General features: G+C 35.4%; 11 protein-coding genes. 8 read left to right on the top strand and 3 right to left on the bottom strand.

All coding sequences use genetic code 11. From position 1 onward, the window contains the following. Positions 1-103: 103 nt before the first annotated feature. On the bottom strand, positions 104-1441 hold the full coding sequence (purB, locus tag CA2559_RS06230; RefSeq protein ID WP_013187003.1) for an adenylosuccinate lyase: 1338 nt from the start codon (positions 1439-1441) through the stop codon (positions 104-106). 117 nt (positions 1442-1558) lie between these two features. Between purB and CA2559_RS06225 the strand changes: the two genes are divergently transcribed. Further along, the gene (locus CA2559_RS06225) at positions 1559-1957 is read left to right on the top strand and encodes an acyl-CoA thioesterase (RefSeq protein WP_013187002.1); all 399 of its coding nucleotides are present in this window, start codon (positions 1559-1561) and stop codon (positions 1955-1957) included. Then, the gene (locus CA2559_RS06220) at positions 1944-2603 is read left to right on the top strand and encodes a SanA/YdcF family protein (protein WP_013187001.1); all 660 of its coding nucleotides are present in this window, start codon (positions 1944-1946) and stop codon (positions 2601-2603) included. Before CA2559_RS06225 ends, CA2559_RS06220 begins: the two co-directional genes overlap by 14 nt. On the opposite strand, the gene CA2559_RS06215 is transcribed toward CA2559_RS06220, so the two are convergent. Beyond that, a complete protein-coding gene (locus CA2559_RS06215) occupies positions 2600-4573 on the bottom strand; it encodes an endonuclease (protein ID WP_013187000.1) in 1974 nt (657 codons plus the stop codon). The two genes, CA2559_RS06220 and CA2559_RS06215, sit on opposite strands and share 4 nt — an antisense overlap. A gap of 203 nt (positions 4574-4776) precedes the next feature. Here CA2559_RS06215 and purL point away from each other — a divergent pair, with 203 nt between their 5' ends. The 6 genes from purL to CA2559_RS06185 all read left to right on the top strand — a co-directional run bounded on the left by purL (position 4777) and on the right by CA2559_RS06185 (position 16397). Further along, a complete protein-coding gene (purL, locus tag CA2559_RS06210) occupies positions 4777-8448 on the top strand; it encodes a phosphoribosylformylglycinamidine synthase (protein ID WP_041240935.1) in 3672 nt (1223 codons plus the stop codon). 81 nt (positions 8449-8529) lie between these two features. After that, complete coding sequence (locus CA2559_RS06205; RefSeq protein ID WP_013186998.1) at positions 8530-10308, top strand: AMP-dependent synthetase/ligase; 1779 nt, start codon at positions 8530-8532, stop codon at positions 10306-10308. Positions 10309-10454: 146 nt separating this feature from the next. Then, positions 10455-10889 carry a MarR family winged helix-turn-helix transcriptional regulator gene (locus CA2559_RS06200; RefSeq protein ID WP_013186997.1) on the top strand — a complete coding sequence of 145 codons (435 nt, stop codon included), beginning with the start codon at positions 10455-10457 and terminating at the stop codon, positions 10887-10889. 15 nt (positions 10890-10904) lie between these two features. Further along, a complete protein-coding gene (locus CA2559_RS06195; protein ID WP_013186996.1) occupies positions 10905-13313 on the top strand; it encodes a 3-hydroxyacyl-CoA dehydrogenase/enoyl-CoA hydratase family protein in 2409 nt (802 codons plus the stop codon). Between the two features lie 45 nt (positions 13314-13358). Further along, positions 13359-14549, top strand: coding sequence for an acetyl-CoA C-acyltransferase (locus CA2559_RS06190; RefSeq protein ID WP_013186995.1), 1191 nt, complete (start codon positions 13359-13361; stop codon positions 14547-14549). 39 nt (positions 14550-14588) lie between these two features. Beyond that, positions 14589-16397, top strand: coding sequence for an acyl-CoA dehydrogenase family protein (locus CA2559_RS06185; RefSeq protein ID WP_013186994.1), 1809 nt, complete (start codon positions 14589-14591; stop codon positions 16395-16397). 76 nt (positions 16398-16473) lie between these two features. Here the strand turns inward: CA2559_RS06185 and CA2559_RS06180 are convergent, their stop codons facing one another. Continuing rightward, positions 16474-16887, bottom strand: coding sequence for a DUF5606 family protein (locus tag CA2559_RS06180; protein ID WP_013186993.1), 414 nt, complete (start codon positions 16885-16887; stop codon positions 16474-16476). Positions 16888-16903: the final 16 nt, after the last annotated feature.

Below are 16903 nucleotides of genomic sequence, written 5' to 3'. Positions count from 1 at the left end.
GCTGGTTTTTTTTTATGCTTAGTCTTTTTTGTCTTTCCGTACTTGACACGGAAGCTATTACAAATATGATATTCTAAATCGAAGTTAGAATAGCAAAAACAGTTTAAATACCTGTATAACTTTGCGGAGTTATTACACGTAACTCCTTCTTAATATCTTCAGATACATCTAATGTTTCAATAAAATCTGCAATACTATCAGCAGTGATAGCTGTATTTGTTCTCGTTAAGCCCTTAAGAGCTTCATAAGGATTAGGGTAAGCTTCACGCCTTAATATTGTTTGAATTGCCTCTGCAACTACAGCCCAATTTTGTTCTAGGTCTTGTTGTAGTTTAGACTCATTCAGCAATAATTTATTTAAACCTTTTAGTGTAGACTTAAATGCAATTAAAGTATGGCCAAAAGGCACTCCTACATTTCTCAAAACAGTACTGTCTGTTAAATCACGTTGTAATCTACTTACAGGTAGTTTAGCAGATAGGTGCTCAAAAATAGCATTGGCAATGCCTATATTCCCTTCGCTGTTTTCAAAATCTATTGGATTCACCTTGTGTGGCATTGCAGAAGAACCTATCTCGCCTTTTTTAATTTTCTGCTTAAAGTAATCCATAGAAACATATGTCCACATATCTCGGTCCAAATCTAAAACTATAGTGTTAATTCGTTTTAAACCATCAAACAAGGCAGCCATATGATCATAATGCTCTATCTGAGTTGTAGGAAATGAGTGTTGTAGCTCTAGTTTACCTTCTACAAAGTTCTTTCCAAATTCTTTCCAATCTATTTCTGGATACGCAACATGATGAGCATTAAAGTTTCCAGTTGCACCACCAAATTTTGCAGCACTAGGGATGTCATTTAATAAATCTAATTGTTCATTTAACCTAACCACAAAAACTTCTACTTCTTTTCCTAAACGTGTAGGCGATGCAGGTTGACCATGTGTTCTTGCCAACATTGGTATGTTAGCCCAATCTTTAGACAATTCAGTCAAGCGCTCTTTAAGCTCGATAAACAGAGGAACATATACATTATTCATAGCATCCTTTATACTTAAAGGTACTGCTGTATTATTTATATCCTGAGAGGTTAACCCAAAGTGAATAAACTCCTTGTAATCTGAAAGCCCTAATCCATCAAACTTTTTCTTAATGAAATACTCAACAGCTTTTACATCGTGATTGGTTGTCTTTTCAATTTCTTTAATTTCAGAAGCATCTATTGTTGTAAACTCTTCATAGATAGCTCTTAATTTCCCAAAATTATCTTGAGACACATCCTTTAATTGCGGTAATGGCAATTCACAGAGTGCTATAAAATATTCAACCTCTACTTTAACACGGTACTTAATTAAAGCCTCTTCGCTAAAATAATTAGCAAGTTGTTCTGTCTTTCCGGCATAACGGCCGTCTATTGGAGAAATAGCACGTAAAGCGCTCATAATTTAGGTTTTGGAATTAAGGCAACAAATATAAGATTCTATGTTATAAGAACGCACATTACGAGAAGAAGTCTTTTTGTTTTAATACCTATATTCGTGAAATAATATTTACAACATATGACCAACTTAGAAACAGCTATAAAAAATTCTGAAACTCGATTTTTCAAAGCTGTGTTTCCAAATACTACAAACCATTACGATACCCTTTTTGGCGGCCAAACGTTACATATGATGGATGAAGCTTCTTTTATATGTGCTACTCGTTTTAGCAGAAAAAAGGTAGTAACCGTATCTTCAGATCGTGTGGATTTTAATAAACCTATTCCACAAGGCTCTATAGTAGAGTTGATTGCCAACGTTACTAGAGTTGGCAAAACAAGCTGTACAGTTACTGTTGAAGTTTTTATGGAAGACATGTACAACTACAACAGAGAGAAGGTTGTTAATGGCAGCTTTACATTTGTAGCTATTGGAGAAGACAAACAACCAATTCCTATTTTTGATGGCGAAGATTAGAACTTACCTTAAATATATAGTAATTATTTGTGTAGCCATTTACACGGTTGTACTCTTTGTAAACTGGCGCGTTAACTCAATTGGAAAGCCCTTAATGTATAATGATATAAACAAGGCACCATCAAGCTATACTGTTATTGTATTAGGCGCAAGTGTATATGCAAACGGAAACTTATCTCCTATACTAAAAGACAGGGTTGACACCGCTTATGAACTTTACAAGTCCGGAAAAGCACAGCGATTTTTACTGAGTGGTGATCACGGTCAAGATAATTACGATGAAGTTAACGCCATGAAAGATTATCTAAACGCCAAAGGTGTTCCAGATGAAGTTATTTTCTTAGACCATGCAGGTTTTGATACCTATGACTCAATGTACAGAGCAAAATATATTTTTAAAGTAGATTCTGCAATTGTGGTAACACAGCAATTTCATTTACCTAGAGCTTTATACATTGCTAATGCGCTAAACCTTAATTACAAAGGTGTTACTGCAGATAAAAGAACATACCAATATTTAGAGAGTTTAGAACGCCGCGAAAAAATAGCCAACATTAAAGCTTATTGGGAAGTTCTTATAAACAAAAAGCCCACCTATTTAGGTGAGCCTGTTCCAATTACTGGAGATAGTAAGTTAAGTTATTAATTTACTATCAGTTTCTTTACCCAACTTGCTGTTTCATTATACAAAACAACAGTATAAATACCTGTATCCAGCGTTAATTGCAAAGACTGGTTAGGCGCTATGCTATTCTCCATAACCTTTTGTCCTAAAGTATTAAAAATAGTAACATTTGCAATTTGCTCTAAGCCCGCAACATTAAGTGTTCCATTACTAGGATTAGGGTACATTACTAGTTGCTCGCTATCAAAGGTATTTATAGACAATGGTGCCTCATAGGGCATACCTTGCATGTTTCCCCAAATATGTTCTACCAATATCGGATCATCAATAAAAGGGTTTCTATTACGCTGCCAAGTATACACAACATTATTTCTGTTTAACTCAAAATCATCTGGAGGATCATTTCGGTGCCAATCTAACAATACGGTTAAGTCTCCTAATTGGAAATCTGTACTATCATCTGGATCACCTTCAACTAAAGTTAATGCGTCATAGCGTACCGCTAAAAACATAACCGCTCGAGCAACATCACCTTGCCAGCTACCTGCATTTCCTGTTGGACCACTATATTGCCCGTAATCTTGGTTACCTCTACTACTATTTTCTGGACCATCTGCAGCTCTTAAACCGTGACCGTCAGAAAATGCGTGTCTTAAAGAATCTGGAGCAGTTTGTATAAATACATCCATTCCATCTGCAACTTCATCTACATCTTCAAGCTCTCCAAAATTTCCGCGAGACTGAGGATATGTATGCTCTCTATTCCAAAGACCTACACTACTTCCACCTTGATTTTGAAATTTAATTTTCTTACGTCCTTGCTCTGTGTACAACAACCAAACCTCATTAGAGTTTGCTGGATTTTGGTCTGCATCTTTTAATATGTTTACAATATCGGCATAAGTTTGAGTTCTAACTGTGTTTGGATCTGCTACTATGTCTTGCATTGCTTGTCTTAAAGCATCATCTGCCAAGCCTTCTAATGTATCATAATAACCATCTGGCTGTGTGCTCTGCACCATTCCAAATGTAGGAACTAGAGGAGTTCCCCAAGCAGCCATAGTAAAGTTTACGTCGTTTACAAGTACTTCAACGTTATCAATTAAACGATTATAACCTTCTGGAATAGCGCCTAAATCTATTTCAGCAAACTCATCGCCATCATTAGTACCATCATCTATAAGTTCTATACTTACAGTTGCAGAACTCTCACCTGTAGGAATAGTAAATGATGTTGTTCCTGTAAAATCATTACTATTAAAAGTGCCATTAATTAAGGTGAAATCTAAATTTAAATCACTGTCAACAGGAAATTCTGTTGTAAAAGTGATAACCATTGTCTCTCCTTCTTCATAATCTTCTTGATTGGTAGAAAAAGAAATTCCGTTAAAATCAAAACCACTACCATCGTTTAATGCGCCAGGAGTTGGTGTTGTTACTGTATATGTAGCATTTTCAAAAGTATCACGTTGAATAGACTCAGTTTCATCATTGCCGTTTTCATCTTCATTTATTTGAATATCTATACCTAATAATGCCATTAATCCAGTATCATCTGCATCATTAGTATCATAAATAAGGGCATCTATTAAGTTTTCAGAAGTAGCTTGAGTTTGGTCCGGAAAATCAGTATCGTCTCCTAAATAAACTGCAACGGCATCTGCTCCATTTTGAATAAATGCAGGTGGCACAATTACATCTGGAATAGGTGAAACACCGGTACTTCCTATTAAAAGTAAACCGTTTATATCTGTTGTAGTGCCATCTAAATCAAGTGTAAAATAGCTTCTGTCATCTCCGCTTGCTGAACCATTAAAGAATACCAGCACGAAACCATCTAATGGCGTGTTTGGCATTTCGCTACGTAATTCTACAAACTCCTCATAATCTTGTCCTGGTGTTTGTGTGTCAAATTCGTTTATCACGATAGTCTGAGAAAAACCTAAGACAGATAAAAATAGTGTAAGTACTAAAAGTAAATTTGTTTTCATGGGCTAATTTTTAACTTTGCAAAACTACCATTTACAACCCGTTATCTCGAAAAAAAGCCTACATATAACATAAATTTAATAGTTAAAAATCATAACTATATCATTTCGTTGAAATCCTGTTCATAACCACTAATTTTTCAAGCGAAAAATCTTTAGAAATAGCGTAAATTTGAACTTTGAAAATAACGCGTAACAACTTCCTGATGATTCAGTATTTTCCGACTTCCACAATGACCGTATATGCGGTACAGACTACAAAACAACTTTCTGCAGAAACACTTTCTAAACTACATTGGTTATTTGCCACCAAGCAGCCTGACAGCACCTTGCCTAAAGACTCTCTTACAGGAACTTTTATAGGTCCTAGAGCTGCTATGGTAACACCTTGGAGTACGAATGCTGTTGAAATCACCCAAAACATGGGCATTGAAGGCTTGGTGAGAATTGAGGAATTACTTCATGTAGATTCAAATTACTCAGATTTTGACCCAATGATTTCTCAACGTTTTGAAAATCCTGGACAAGATATTTTTACAGTAAATATCACTCCAGAATCTATCAAGAATATTGAAGATATCGCAAGTTATAATCAACAAGAAGGCTTAGCATTAAACGCTGAGGAAGTCACATATCTAGAAAATTTATCTAAAAAACTAAGAAGACCGCTTACAGATGCAGAGGTTTTTGGATTTTCTCAAGTAAACAGTGAACACTGTAGACACAAAATATTTAATGGTACTTTTATTATAGATGGCAAAGAAAAACCATCGTCACTATTTAAGCTTATAAAAAAGACATCTGCAGAGTTTCCTAATGATATTGTTTCTGCTTATAAGGATAATGTAGCTTTTATAAAAGGACCAAAGGCAGAACAATTTGCGCCGAAATCTCCTGAAAAACCAGATTATTATCAAACTTCAGATTACAATTCTGTTATTTCATTAAAAGCAGAAACACATAATTTCCCAACAACCGTAGAGCCATTTAATGGAGCTGCAACTGGAAGTGGTGGAGAAATAAGAGACAGGCTTGCCGGCGGAAAAGGCTCGTTGCCGTTAGCAGGAACTGCTGTTTATATGACATCTTATTCAAGATTAGCAGAGCAAAGACCTTGGGAACAAGGTATGGAAGAGCGCCAATGGTTATACCAAACACCAATGGATATCTTAATGAAGGCCTCAAATGGTGCATCAGATTTTGGAAATAAGTTCGGGCAACCACTTATTGCAGGATCTCTTTTAACTTTTGAACATACAGAAGAAGAACGTGCACTAGGATTTGATAAAGTAATTATGCTTGCTGGTGGTATAGGATACGGTAAAGCAGAGCAAGCTCTGAAAGACACCCCACAAAAAGGAGACAAGATTGTAATCCTAGGTGGTGATAATTATAGAATTGGAATGGGTGGCGCTGCAGTTTCTTCTGCCGATACTGGTGAGTTTGAAAGCGGTATTGAGCTAAATGCCATACAACGCTCTAACCCAGAAATGCAAAAGCGAGCAGCTAATGCCATTCGAGGAATGGTAGAATGCGAAGAAAACCCTATTGTTTCTATTCATGATCACGGCGCAGGTGGTCACCTTAATTGTTTATCTGAATTAGTTGAAGATACTGGCGGTAAAATTGACCTAGACAAACTTCCTGTTGGAGATCCAACACTTTCTGCTAAAGAAATTATTGGTAATGAATCCCAAGAACGTATGGGACTAGTTATAGGACAAAAGCATATTGAAAAACTTCAAAAAATAGCAGAACGTGAACGTTCACCAATGTATACTGTTGGAGATGTAGATGGTAGCCATCAATTTACTTTTGAAAGCAAAACTACTGGCCAAAAACCAATGGATTTAGCTTTGGAAGATATGTTTGGCAGCTCTCCTAAAACTATTATGAATGATACTACTATTAATAGAAAGTATCATAGTATTGAATACCATTCTGCAGATGTTACACATTATTTAGAACAAGTGCTTCAGCTAGAAGCCGTAGCTTGTAAAGATTGGCTTACCAACAAAGCAGACCGTTGTGTTACTGGTCGTGTAGCCACACAACAATGCGTTGGCCCACTACAGCTACCATTAGCCAATTGTGGTGTTATGGCTTTAGATTATAAAAACCATCAAGGTGTAGCTACATCTATAGGTCACTCTCCTATTAGTGGTTTAATAAATCCTAAGGCAGGTTCTAAAAACTCAATTGCAGAGGCGCTTACAAATATTGTTTGGGCACCATTAGAAAAAGGATTAACCTCTATTTCTCTGTCTGCAAACTGGATGTGGCCTTGCAATAATCCAGGCGAAGACGCACGTCTTTATGAAGCTGTTGAAGCCGTTTCAGAATTCGCTATCAATCTTGGTATAAATGTTCCTACAGGTAAAGATTCTTTATCTATGAAACAAAAATACAAAGACAGTGAAGTTATCTCTCCAGGTACAGTTATCATTTCTGCAGCAGGACATTGTAATGACATTAGAAAAACAGTTGTTCCTGTATTTAAGAAAGATGCAGGCTCAATTTATTATATAAACTTTTCTCAAGACGACTTTAAATTAGGTGGTTCTTCATTTGGGCAAATCTTGAATAAAGTAGGAAGCAACACGCCTACCATAACTGATGATGCTTTCTTTAAAAATGCGTTCAACACAGTTCAAGATTTGATAAAACAAGATCTTATTGTTGCCGGACATGATGTTGCTTCTGGCGGTTTAATAACTACTCTTTTAGAACTTTGTTTTGCAGACCAAGATCTTTCAGCTAATATAGATTTGACCAATTTAGCTGAAGCAGACGCCATTAAGGTTTTATTTTCTGAAAATGCTGGAATAGTATTTCAAGCTAAAGACAATTCAGTTGAAACAATTTTAAAATCAAATAACATACAGTTTAACACAATAGGATCTGTAGTTTCTGGAAATACTATGACCGTTACAAATCATAGTGAAGAATTTAGTTTCGACATTCCAAAACTAAGAGATATTTGGTATAAAACTTCTTATCTTCATGACCAACGCCAAAGTGGTGGCGAGCGTGCTGGTGAACGTTATAGAAATTACAAAAATCAACCTCTTCAATTTAAATTTCCTGAACACTTTACTGGAAAATTACCAAGTATAGACAGTTCTAAACCAAGACCTAAAGCTGCTATTATTAGAGAAAAAGGTAGCAATAGTGAGCGTGAAATGGCTAATGCTATGTATTTGGCAGGATTTGATGTTAAAGATGTTCATATGACAGATTTAATTAGTGGCCGAGAAGACCTTAAGGACATTAAATTTATTGCAGCTGTAGGTGGATTTTCAAACTCAGATGTTTTAGGTAGCGCAAAAGGTTGGGCTGGCGCATTTTTATATAATGATAAAGCCAACAAAGCACTTAAAGACTTTTTTAATAGAGAAGACACATTGTCTTTAGGAGTTTGTAATGGTTGCCAATTATTTATAGAACTAGGCTTAATAAACCCAGAAGATGCTCAAAAACCGAGCATGCTTCACAATGAATCGGGTAAGTTTGAGTGCACATTTACATCTGTTACCATTCAAAAGAACAATTCTGTGATGCTAAGCAACTTTGAAGGATCTACTCTAGGAATTTGGGCTGCACACGGTGAAGGAAAATTTAGTTTTCCAAATCAAGAATCACACTACAACATTGTAGGTAAATATGGTTATGAAGGCTATCCAGCCAATCCAAATGGTAGTCATTTTAATGCTGCAATGCTTACAGATAAAAGCGGAAGGCATTTAGTAATGATGCCTCACTTAGAAAGAAGTACTTTTTCTTGGAACTGGGCACACTACCCTAACACTAGGAAAGATGAAGTATCTCCTTGGCTAGACGCTTTTATAAATGCAAAAAATTGGGTAGAAAAAAATTAAATTCACATTTAGGTAGGCAAATAATCTTAAAATATTCATAATATTTTCATAATTTGCCATTCGTAAATTATTGAACATACTATGACAGACATCAAAAGACTTTTTGACTTTCCATATTATACTTTAAAAAAATACAATCTTGAAAAAGCACTTGTAACAAAGTATGATGGTAAATGGGTAGCAACATCTTCTCAGGAATTTGTTGACAAAGGAAACCAATTAAGCCGCGGCCTATTAAAGCTTGGCGTAAAACCTAACGACAAGATTGCCATCATTTCTACAAACAATAGAACAGAATGGAATATTGTAGATATGGGTGTTTTACAAATTGGAGCGCAAGACGTTCCTATATATCCTACAATTTCTGAAGAAGATTATGAGTATGTTCTAAATCATAGCGAAAGCACCTATTGCTTTGTGTCTGATGAGGAAGTATTAAATAAAGTAAATAAAATTAAAGCAAATGTTCCTTCATTAAAAGAAGTGTACACTTTCGACTCTATTAATGGCGCTAAAAATTGGGATGAAGTTTTAAAACTTGGGGAAGACAAAACCAATCAAGAAGAAGTTGAAACGCTAATGGCCAATGTTAAAGAAGACGATTTAGCTACTTTAATATACACTTCTGGAACAACAGGAAGACCAAAAGGTGTAATGCTGTCTCACAAAAATATTGTTAGCAATGCATTAGCAAGTGCTACAAGACTACCTCTTAATCAAGGTAATGAAAAAGCATTAAGTTTTCTTCCCGTATGTCATATATACGAGCGCATGCTACAATACCTATATCAATACAAAGGTGTTAACATTTATTTTGCTGAATCTTTAGAAACTATAAGCGACAACTTAAAAGAAGTTCAGCCTCAAGTAATGTCTGCTGTACCAAGACTTCTTGAGAAAGTTTACGATAAAATTATAGCTAAAGGAACAGATTTAACTGGCGTCAAAAAAGCATTATTTTTCTGGGCTGTTGAGCTTGGTCTAAAATATGAACCTTACGGCCAGAACGGTTGGTGGTATGAGCAAAAATTAAAAGTAGCCCGCAAACTTATCTTTAGCAAGTGGCAAGAAGCTCTTGGTGGCAATTTAAAAGCTATTGCCTCTGGAAGTGCTGCTTTACAACCAAGATTAGCAAGAGTCTTTAACGCCGGCGGTGTTCCTGTTATGGAAGGATACGGATTAACAGAAACAAGTCCAGTAGTATCTGTAAACGATATGCGTGATGGCGGTCTTAGGATTGGGACAGTAGGTAAACTATTACCAGACGTTGAAGTTAAAATTGCAGACGATGGTGAAATATTAGTAAAAGGTCCTAATGTGATGTTAGGATACTATAAGGACACAGAAAAAACTGATGAAGTTTTAAAAGACGGTTATTTTCATACAGGTGATATAGGTGAGGTAGATAAAGATGGCTTCCTTAAAATTACCGACCGCAAAAAAGAAATGTTTAAAACCTCTGGCGGAAAATATATTGCACCACAATTGCTAGAAAACAAAATGAAACAATCACGTTTTATAGAGCAAATTATGGTTGTAGGTGAAGGCGAAAAAATGCCAGCAGCTTTAATTCAACCTAATTTTGAATTCTTAGAAGATTGGGCTAAAAAGAAACATTTTAATATTGGTAGTACCAATAAGGAAATTGCAGAAAATGAAGAAGTTGTAAAACGCATTCAAGAAGAAGTAGATTTTTACAACCAAAGCTTTGGTCATTGGGAAAAAATTAAACGTTTTGAACTTACACCAGACGTTTGGAGTATAGAAGAAGAACACCTCACTCCTACTATGAAATTAAAACGTAGAGTTGTAAAGGAAAAGTACTTAGATCTTTATAACAAAATTTACGATCATAAATAACATAAAATATCACAAAAACAAAAAAACGCTTCTTATCTTTAAAGAAGCGTTTTTAGTTTTTCGCCAAAGTGTTAAATTATATAATTAATATAAATTTTATTATGCACGCATAGTATAATTTGTTATATTTACATATTCAGAACAATATGAGAGAAAAAACTATTGATTACGTATTAAGAGCTACCTGGATGGCAGTTTCTAAAATGTATAATGAGCAAGCAAGTAAGGTAGATAGTACCATGGCAACAGGGTTTACACTTATAAGTATAGATCCAGATGAAGGCACACCATCAACATCTCTTGGGCCTAAAATGGGAATGGAAGCTACCAGCTTGTCTCGAACATTAAAATCTATGGAACAACGTGGTCTTATAGAGCGTAAAAAAAACCCACTAGATGGTCGCAGTGTCATCATAACGCTTACAGACTATGGTCATGAAATGCGCGAGTATTCTAAAAGCGTTGTCCTAAGTTTTGATGAGGCTATCAATAAAAATATTTCAGATGAAGATTTAGCAACGTTTAAAAAGGTAGCCAATAAAATGCTAGACCTCATCTCTTCAAAAAAAATTTACAACTAAAAACAGCTATTACTAATGGCAAAACGCAGAATAAATAAAATTGCAGTTATAGGATCAGGTATTATGGGAAGCGGTATAGCTTGCCATTTTGCTAATATCGGAGTAGAAGTTTTACTTCTGGATATTGTTCCTAGAGAACTAAATGAAAAGGAAAAAGCTAAAGGATTAACCCTTGAAGATAAGGTTGTAAGAAACCGTATTGTAAATGATGCATTACAATCTTCAATAAAATCTAAACCAGCTCCATTATATCATAAAGATTTTGCAAGTAGAATTTCTACTGGAAATCTTGAAGATGATATTGCTAAAGTAAAAGATGTAGATTGGATTATTGAGGTTGTTGTCGAGCGTCTTGATATTAAGAAACAAGTCTTCGAAAACTTAGAAAAACATAGAACAGAAGGAACTTTAATTACATCTAACACTTCAGGAATACCTATAAACTTAATGAGTGAAGGTAGAAGTGAAGATTTTCAAAAACATTTCTGTGGGACACACTTCTTTAACCCACCAAGATATTTAGAGTTATTCGAAATTATTCCAGGTCCTAAAACTTCACCAGAAGTATTAGATTTCCTAAATGGATATGGCGAAAAGTTTTTAGGAAAAACATCTATCGTAGCTAAAGACACACCTGCATTTATAGGAAACCGAGTTGGCATCTTTAGTATCATGAGCCTTTTCCACATGGTTAAGGAATTAGACATGACTGTTGAAGAAGTAGATAAGTTAACAGGACCTGTAATAGGAAGACCAAAATCTGCCACATTTAGAACAGTTGATGTTGTTGGCCTAGACACGTTAGTACATGTTGCCAATGGTATATATGACAAATGTGAAGAAGACGAGCGTCATGATCTATTTAAGCTTCCAGAGTTCATAGATACTATGATGACCAATAAATGGTTAGGAAGTAAAACCGGACAAGGTTTTTACAAAAAAGTAAAAAAAGACGATGGTTCAAGTGAAATCCTTTCTTTGGATTTAGATACTATGGACTACCGCAAGAAGAAAAGTGCATCTTTTGCAACCTTAGAGTTAACAAAATCTATAGACAATGTTGCAGATCGCTTTAAAGTTCTAGCAAATGGAAAAGATAAAGCAGGTGAATTTTATAGAAAGAATTTCTCTGCACTTTTTGCATACGCTTCAAATAGAATTCCAGAAATCTCTGATGAATTATATAAGATAGATGATGCTATGAAAGCAGGTTTTGGATGGGAACATGGCCCATTTGAAATTTGGGATGCAATTGGTGTTGAAAAAGGAATAGAATTAATGAAAGCAGAAGGTTATGAACCAGCTGCTTGGGTTAATGAAATGTTAGACAAAGGTGTAAAAGAATTTTACGATGTAAGAGATGGTAACACCTATTACTATGGCATTCCTGAGAAAACACATGTAAAAATACCAGGTCAAGACAGCTTTATCATATTAGATAACATTAGGAAGAACAAAGAAGTCTTTAAAAATTCAGGCTGTGTTGTAGAAGATCTTGGTGATGGTATCTTAAACTTAGAGTTTAGAAGTAAAATGAATACTATTGGTGGAGACGTTCTTAATGGACTTAACCGAGCAATAGATATTGCCGAAAAAGACTTTGATGGTCTTGTAGTTGCCAACCAAGGCAAAAACTTTTCTGTTGGTGCAAATATCGGGATGATTTTTATGATGGCTGTAGAGCAAGAATATGATGAGCTAAACGCTGCAGTGAAATACTTCCAAGACTCTGTTATGCGCTTACGCTACTCTTCTATCCCAACAATTGTTTGCCCTCAAGCAATGACATTAGGTGGTGGTTGCGAAATGACACTTCACGCAGATAAAGTTGTAGCAGCAGCAGAAAGTTATATTGGTTTAGTAGAGTTTGGAGTTGGTGTAATTCCTGGTGGTGGTGGCTCAAAAGAAATGGCGCTAAGAGCAGCAGATACTTTTGAGAAAAATGATGTAGAGCTTAACAGACTTCAAGAATACTTCTTAGCAATAGGAATGGCAAAAGTTTCAACATCTGCTTATGAAGCTTATGATACAGGTATCTTAAAACATGGTAAAGATATAGTTGTGGTTAATAAGAAACGTCAAATTGCAATTGCTAAGCAACAAGCAAGAATGATGGCAGACTTAGGTTACACACAACCTGTAAAGAGAACCGATGTAAAAGTACTAGGTAAACAAGCAATGGGAATGTTCTTAGTAGGAACAGACTCTATGGAAGCCGGTAAATATATAAGTGAACATGATAAGAAAATTGCCAACAAATTAGCTTACGTTATGGCTGGTGGTGATTTATCTGAACCTAACTACGTAAGTGAGCAATACCTATTAGACTTAGAGCGCGAAGCATTCTTAAGTCTTGCCGGAGAACGCAAAACATTAGAACGATTACAACACATGATTCAAAAAGGAAAACCTTTAAGAAACTAAAAAGGTCCTATTAAATTAAGAATCAAAACAAAATCAAACTAAAAGATGAATACAGCATATATTGTACAAGCATATAGAACAGCAGTAGGAAAAGCACCTAGAGGCGTTTTTAGATTTAAACGCCCAGATGAGCTTGCTGCAGAAACCATTCAGTTCATGATGGATAAATTACCAGACTTTGACAAGCATCGTATAGATGACGTTATAGTTGGTAACGCAATGCCAGAAGCAGAACAAGGTTTAAATATGGCACGCCTTATTTCTTTAATGGGGTTAAAAATAGAAGATGTACCTGGCGTAACTGTTAATAGGTATTGTGCTTCAGGAGTAGAAACTATTGCTATGGCAACAGCTAAGATTCAATCTGGAATGGCAGATTGTATTATTGCTGGTGGTGCAGAAAGCATGAGTTACATACCAATGGGAGGCTATAAACCAGTACCAGATTATAAACTAGCGCACAAAGGTCACGAAGATTATTATTGGGGAATGGGATTAACAGCAGAAGCTGTTGCAAATGAATTTAAAGTATCTCGAGATGATCAAGATGAGTTTGCGTATAATTCTCATATGAAAGCCTTGAAAGCTCAAGAAGAAAATCGTTTTCAAGACCAGATTGTACCTATTGATGTTGAAGATACTTTTGTAGGTGATAATGGTAAGAAACAAACAAAAACATACACAGTTAATAAAGACGAAGGTCCGAGAAAAGGAACTAACAAAGAAGCTTTAGCAAAACTAAGACCTGTATTTGCAGATGGCGGTAGTGTAACTGCTGGAAACTCTTCACAAATGAGTGATGGTGCTGCATTTGTAATGGTAATGAGTGAAGCTATGGTTAAAGAACTAAATCTTGAACCTATTGCAAGAATGGTAAACTTTGCAGCAGCAGGCGTACCTCCTAGAATAATGGGTATAGGTCCTATTAAAGCTATTCCTAAAGCTTTAAAACAAGCAGGATTAAAACAAGACGATTTAGATTTAATTGAACTTAATGAAGCGTTTGCATCACAATCTCTAGCAGTTATAAGAGAGTTAGGCCTCAATAAAGATATTGTAAACGTAAATGGTGGTGCCATTGCACTTGGGCATCCACTAGGATGCACAGGAGCTAAATTAAGTGTACAGTTATTCGACGAGATGCGTAAACGCAATATGAAAGGAAAATATGGCGCCGTAACTATGTGCGTAGGTACAGGACAAGGTGCTTGTGGTATATATGAATTTTTAAATTAATAAACCATCTAGGTTTATTCTTAACAATCTTAATTAAATATGGAATCAAAAGAATTAAATAAAGATATGCTTCGTGGTGGGCAATTTTTAGTAAAAGAAACACCTTGCGAAAATATTTTTACTCCAGAAGACTTCTCTGAGGAGCAAAAAATGATGCGCGACTCTGTTAAAGAATTTGTAGACAGAGAAATTTGGCCAAATAAAGAGCGTTTTGAGAAAAAAGACTACGCACTTACAGAAGAAATCATGCGTAAAGCTGGTGAACTTGGTTTATTAGGTGTTGCTGTTCCAGAAGAGTATGATGGTTTAGGTATGGGCTTTGTAACTACAATGTTGGTATGTGATTATATTTCTGGCGCAACAGGATCTATAGCTACTGCGTTTGGTGCACATACTGGTATTGGTACAATGCCAATTACGTTATATGGTAATGAAGAGCAGAAGAAAAAATATGTACCGAAATTAGCTACTGGTGAGTGGTTTGGTGCCTATTGTTTAACTGAACCTGGTGCAGGTAGTGATGCCAATTCTGGAAAAACTAAAGCTGTTCTTTCTGAAGATGGTACACATTATAAGATTACTGGTCAAAAAATGTGGATTAGTAATGCAGGTTTCTGTAATCTATTTGTAGTTTTTGCTCGAATAGAAGATGACAAAAACATTACTGGTTTTATCGTAGAGAACAACCCTGAAAATGGTATCTCTATGGGTGAAGAAGAAAAGAAGCTAGGTATACACTCTTCTTCAACAAGACAAGTATTCTTTAATGATACTGAAGTCCCTGTTGAGAATATGTTATCTGAGCGTGGTAACGGATTTAAAATTGCAATGAATGCTTTAAACGTTGGCCGTATTAAGCTTGCTGCTGCGTGTTTAGATGCACAGCGTCGAGTGATAGACAGTGCAGTTAAGTATGCAAATGACCGTATACAGTTTAAAACTCCTATTTCTCAATTTGGAGCTATACAACAAAAATTAGCTGAAATGGCTACTGCTGCTTATGTAGGTGAAAGTGCTTCTTACAGAGCTGCTAAAAATATTGAAGACCGTATCGCTATACGTATGGCAGATGGTGCATCTCACAGTGAGGCAGAACTTAAAGGTGTTGAGGAATATGCAATTGAATGTTCAATTCTTAAAGTTGCCGTATCTGAAGATATTCAAAACTGTTCTGATGAAGGTATTCAAATTTACGGTGGAATGGGCTTTAGCGCAGACACACCAATGGAATCTGCTTGGAGAGACGCTCGTATTTCTCGTATTTACGAAGGAACCAATGAAATTAACAGAATGCTTGCAGTAGGTATGCTTGTAAAGAAAGCAATGAAAGGTCAAGTAGATCTTTTAGGACCTGCAACTGCAGTTGGCCAAGAGTTAACCGGTATTCCTTCTTTTGATACACCAGATTTTTCTGAAGTTCTTTCTGAAGAAAAAGATATGATTGCTCGTTTAAAGAAAGTATTTTTAATGGTAGCTGGTAGCGCTGTTCAAAAATATGGGCCACAATTAGAAGACCACCAACAATTACTTATGAGCGCTTCTAATATTCTAATAAAAGTATATATGGCAGAATCTGCTATATTAAGAACCGAAAAGAACATTAAGAGATTTGGTGAAGACTCTCAAAAAGAACAACTAGCTATGAGTAAGCTTAATCTTTATCACGCAGTTGATGATATTATTAAGAATGCTAAAGAGGCTATCGTATCTTTTGCTGAAGGAGACGAACAACGTATGATGTTAATGGGACTTAAGCGTTTTACTAAATACCAAAATCAACCTAACGTGGTTGCTTTACGTAAAACAATTGCCACAACCTTAACAGAAGCTAACACCTACTGTTACTAATAACATCTCTTACAGTGTACAAAAAAACCCAATCTTTTTAAGATTGGGTTTTTTATTTTTTATAAGCTTTAAAATATTACTCTTCTTCAGAGCTAGCTTCGGTTTCAGAAAAATCTGTAACATTATTTTTAACTAAAAGGTTATACCATTGTATCACCTTTTTTATATCACTTATGTATACTCTATCTTCATCATATTCTGGTAATACTTCAGAGAAAAGGTTTTCTAATTCCTTTTTAGAAGACTTGTGAGAAATAGTTTCTTTAGCATCTTCTTTTTCTGCAATTTTCTGAAACACTTCTCTAAGTGGAACTTCTTCAGAATATGTATAAATAGCTATCTCACTTAACATACTTACATTGTTGTGAGCACCTACTGCCATTTTCTTACCATCTACTAAACTTTCTGCAACGAAACCTGCTCTTGTACGTGCCTTTAACTCATATAAACCTGGCTTACCAGAAATTGAAAGAATTTTATCTAAACTCATAAAGTTTTATTTTTTT

Source organism: Croceibacter atlanticus HTCC2559 (genome assembly GCF_000196315.1).
Classification (GTDB): Bacteria; Bacteroidota; Bacteroidia; order Flavobacteriales; family Flavobacteriaceae; genus Croceibacter; species Croceibacter atlanticus.
Note: the sequence above shows the minus strand (reverse complement) of the source record. Positions and strands in the feature narration are given on the sequence as shown.

Excerpts from the sequence above, each read along its gene's own strand:
- purL (WP_041240935.1), top strand. The coding sequence starts at position 4,777 with ATGATTCAGTATTTTCCGACTTCCACAATGACCGTATATGCGGTACAG.
- CA2559_RS06180 (WP_013186993.1), bottom strand. The coding sequence starts at position 16,887 with ATGAGTTTAGATAAAATTCTTTCAATTTCTGGTAAGCCAGGTTTATAT.
- CA2559_RS06225 (WP_013187002.1), top strand. The coding sequence starts at position 1,559 with ATGACCAACTTAGAAACAGCTATAAAAAATTCTGAAACTCGATTTTTC.
- purB (WP_013187003.1), bottom strand. The coding sequence starts at position 1,441 with ATGAGCGCTTTACGTGCTATTTCTCCAATAGACGGCCGTTATGCCGGA.
- CA2559_RS06195 (WP_013186996.1), top strand. The coding sequence starts at position 10,905 with ATGGCAAAACGCAGAATAAATAAAATTGCAGTTATAGGATCAGGTATT.
- CA2559_RS06205 (WP_013186998.1), top strand. The coding sequence starts at position 8,530 with ATGACAGACATCAAAAGACTTTTTGACTTTCCATATTATACTTTAAAA.
- CA2559_RS06190 (WP_013186995.1), top strand. The coding sequence starts at position 13,359 with ATGAATACAGCATATATTGTACAAGCATATAGAACAGCAGTAGGAAAA.
- CA2559_RS06200 (WP_013186997.1), top strand. The coding sequence starts at position 10,455 with ATGAGAGAAAAAACTATTGATTACGTATTAAGAGCTACCTGGATGGCA.
- CA2559_RS06185 (WP_013186994.1), top strand. The coding sequence starts at position 14,589 with ATGGAATCAAAAGAATTAAATAAAGATATGCTTCGTGGTGGGCAATTT.
- CA2559_RS06220 (WP_013187001.1), top strand. The coding sequence starts at position 1,944 with ATGGCGAAGATTAGAACTTACCTTAAATATATAGTAATTATTTGTGTA.
- CA2559_RS06215 (WP_013187000.1), bottom strand. The coding sequence starts at position 4,573 with ATGAAAACAAATTTACTTTTAGTACTTACACTATTTTTATCTGTCTTA.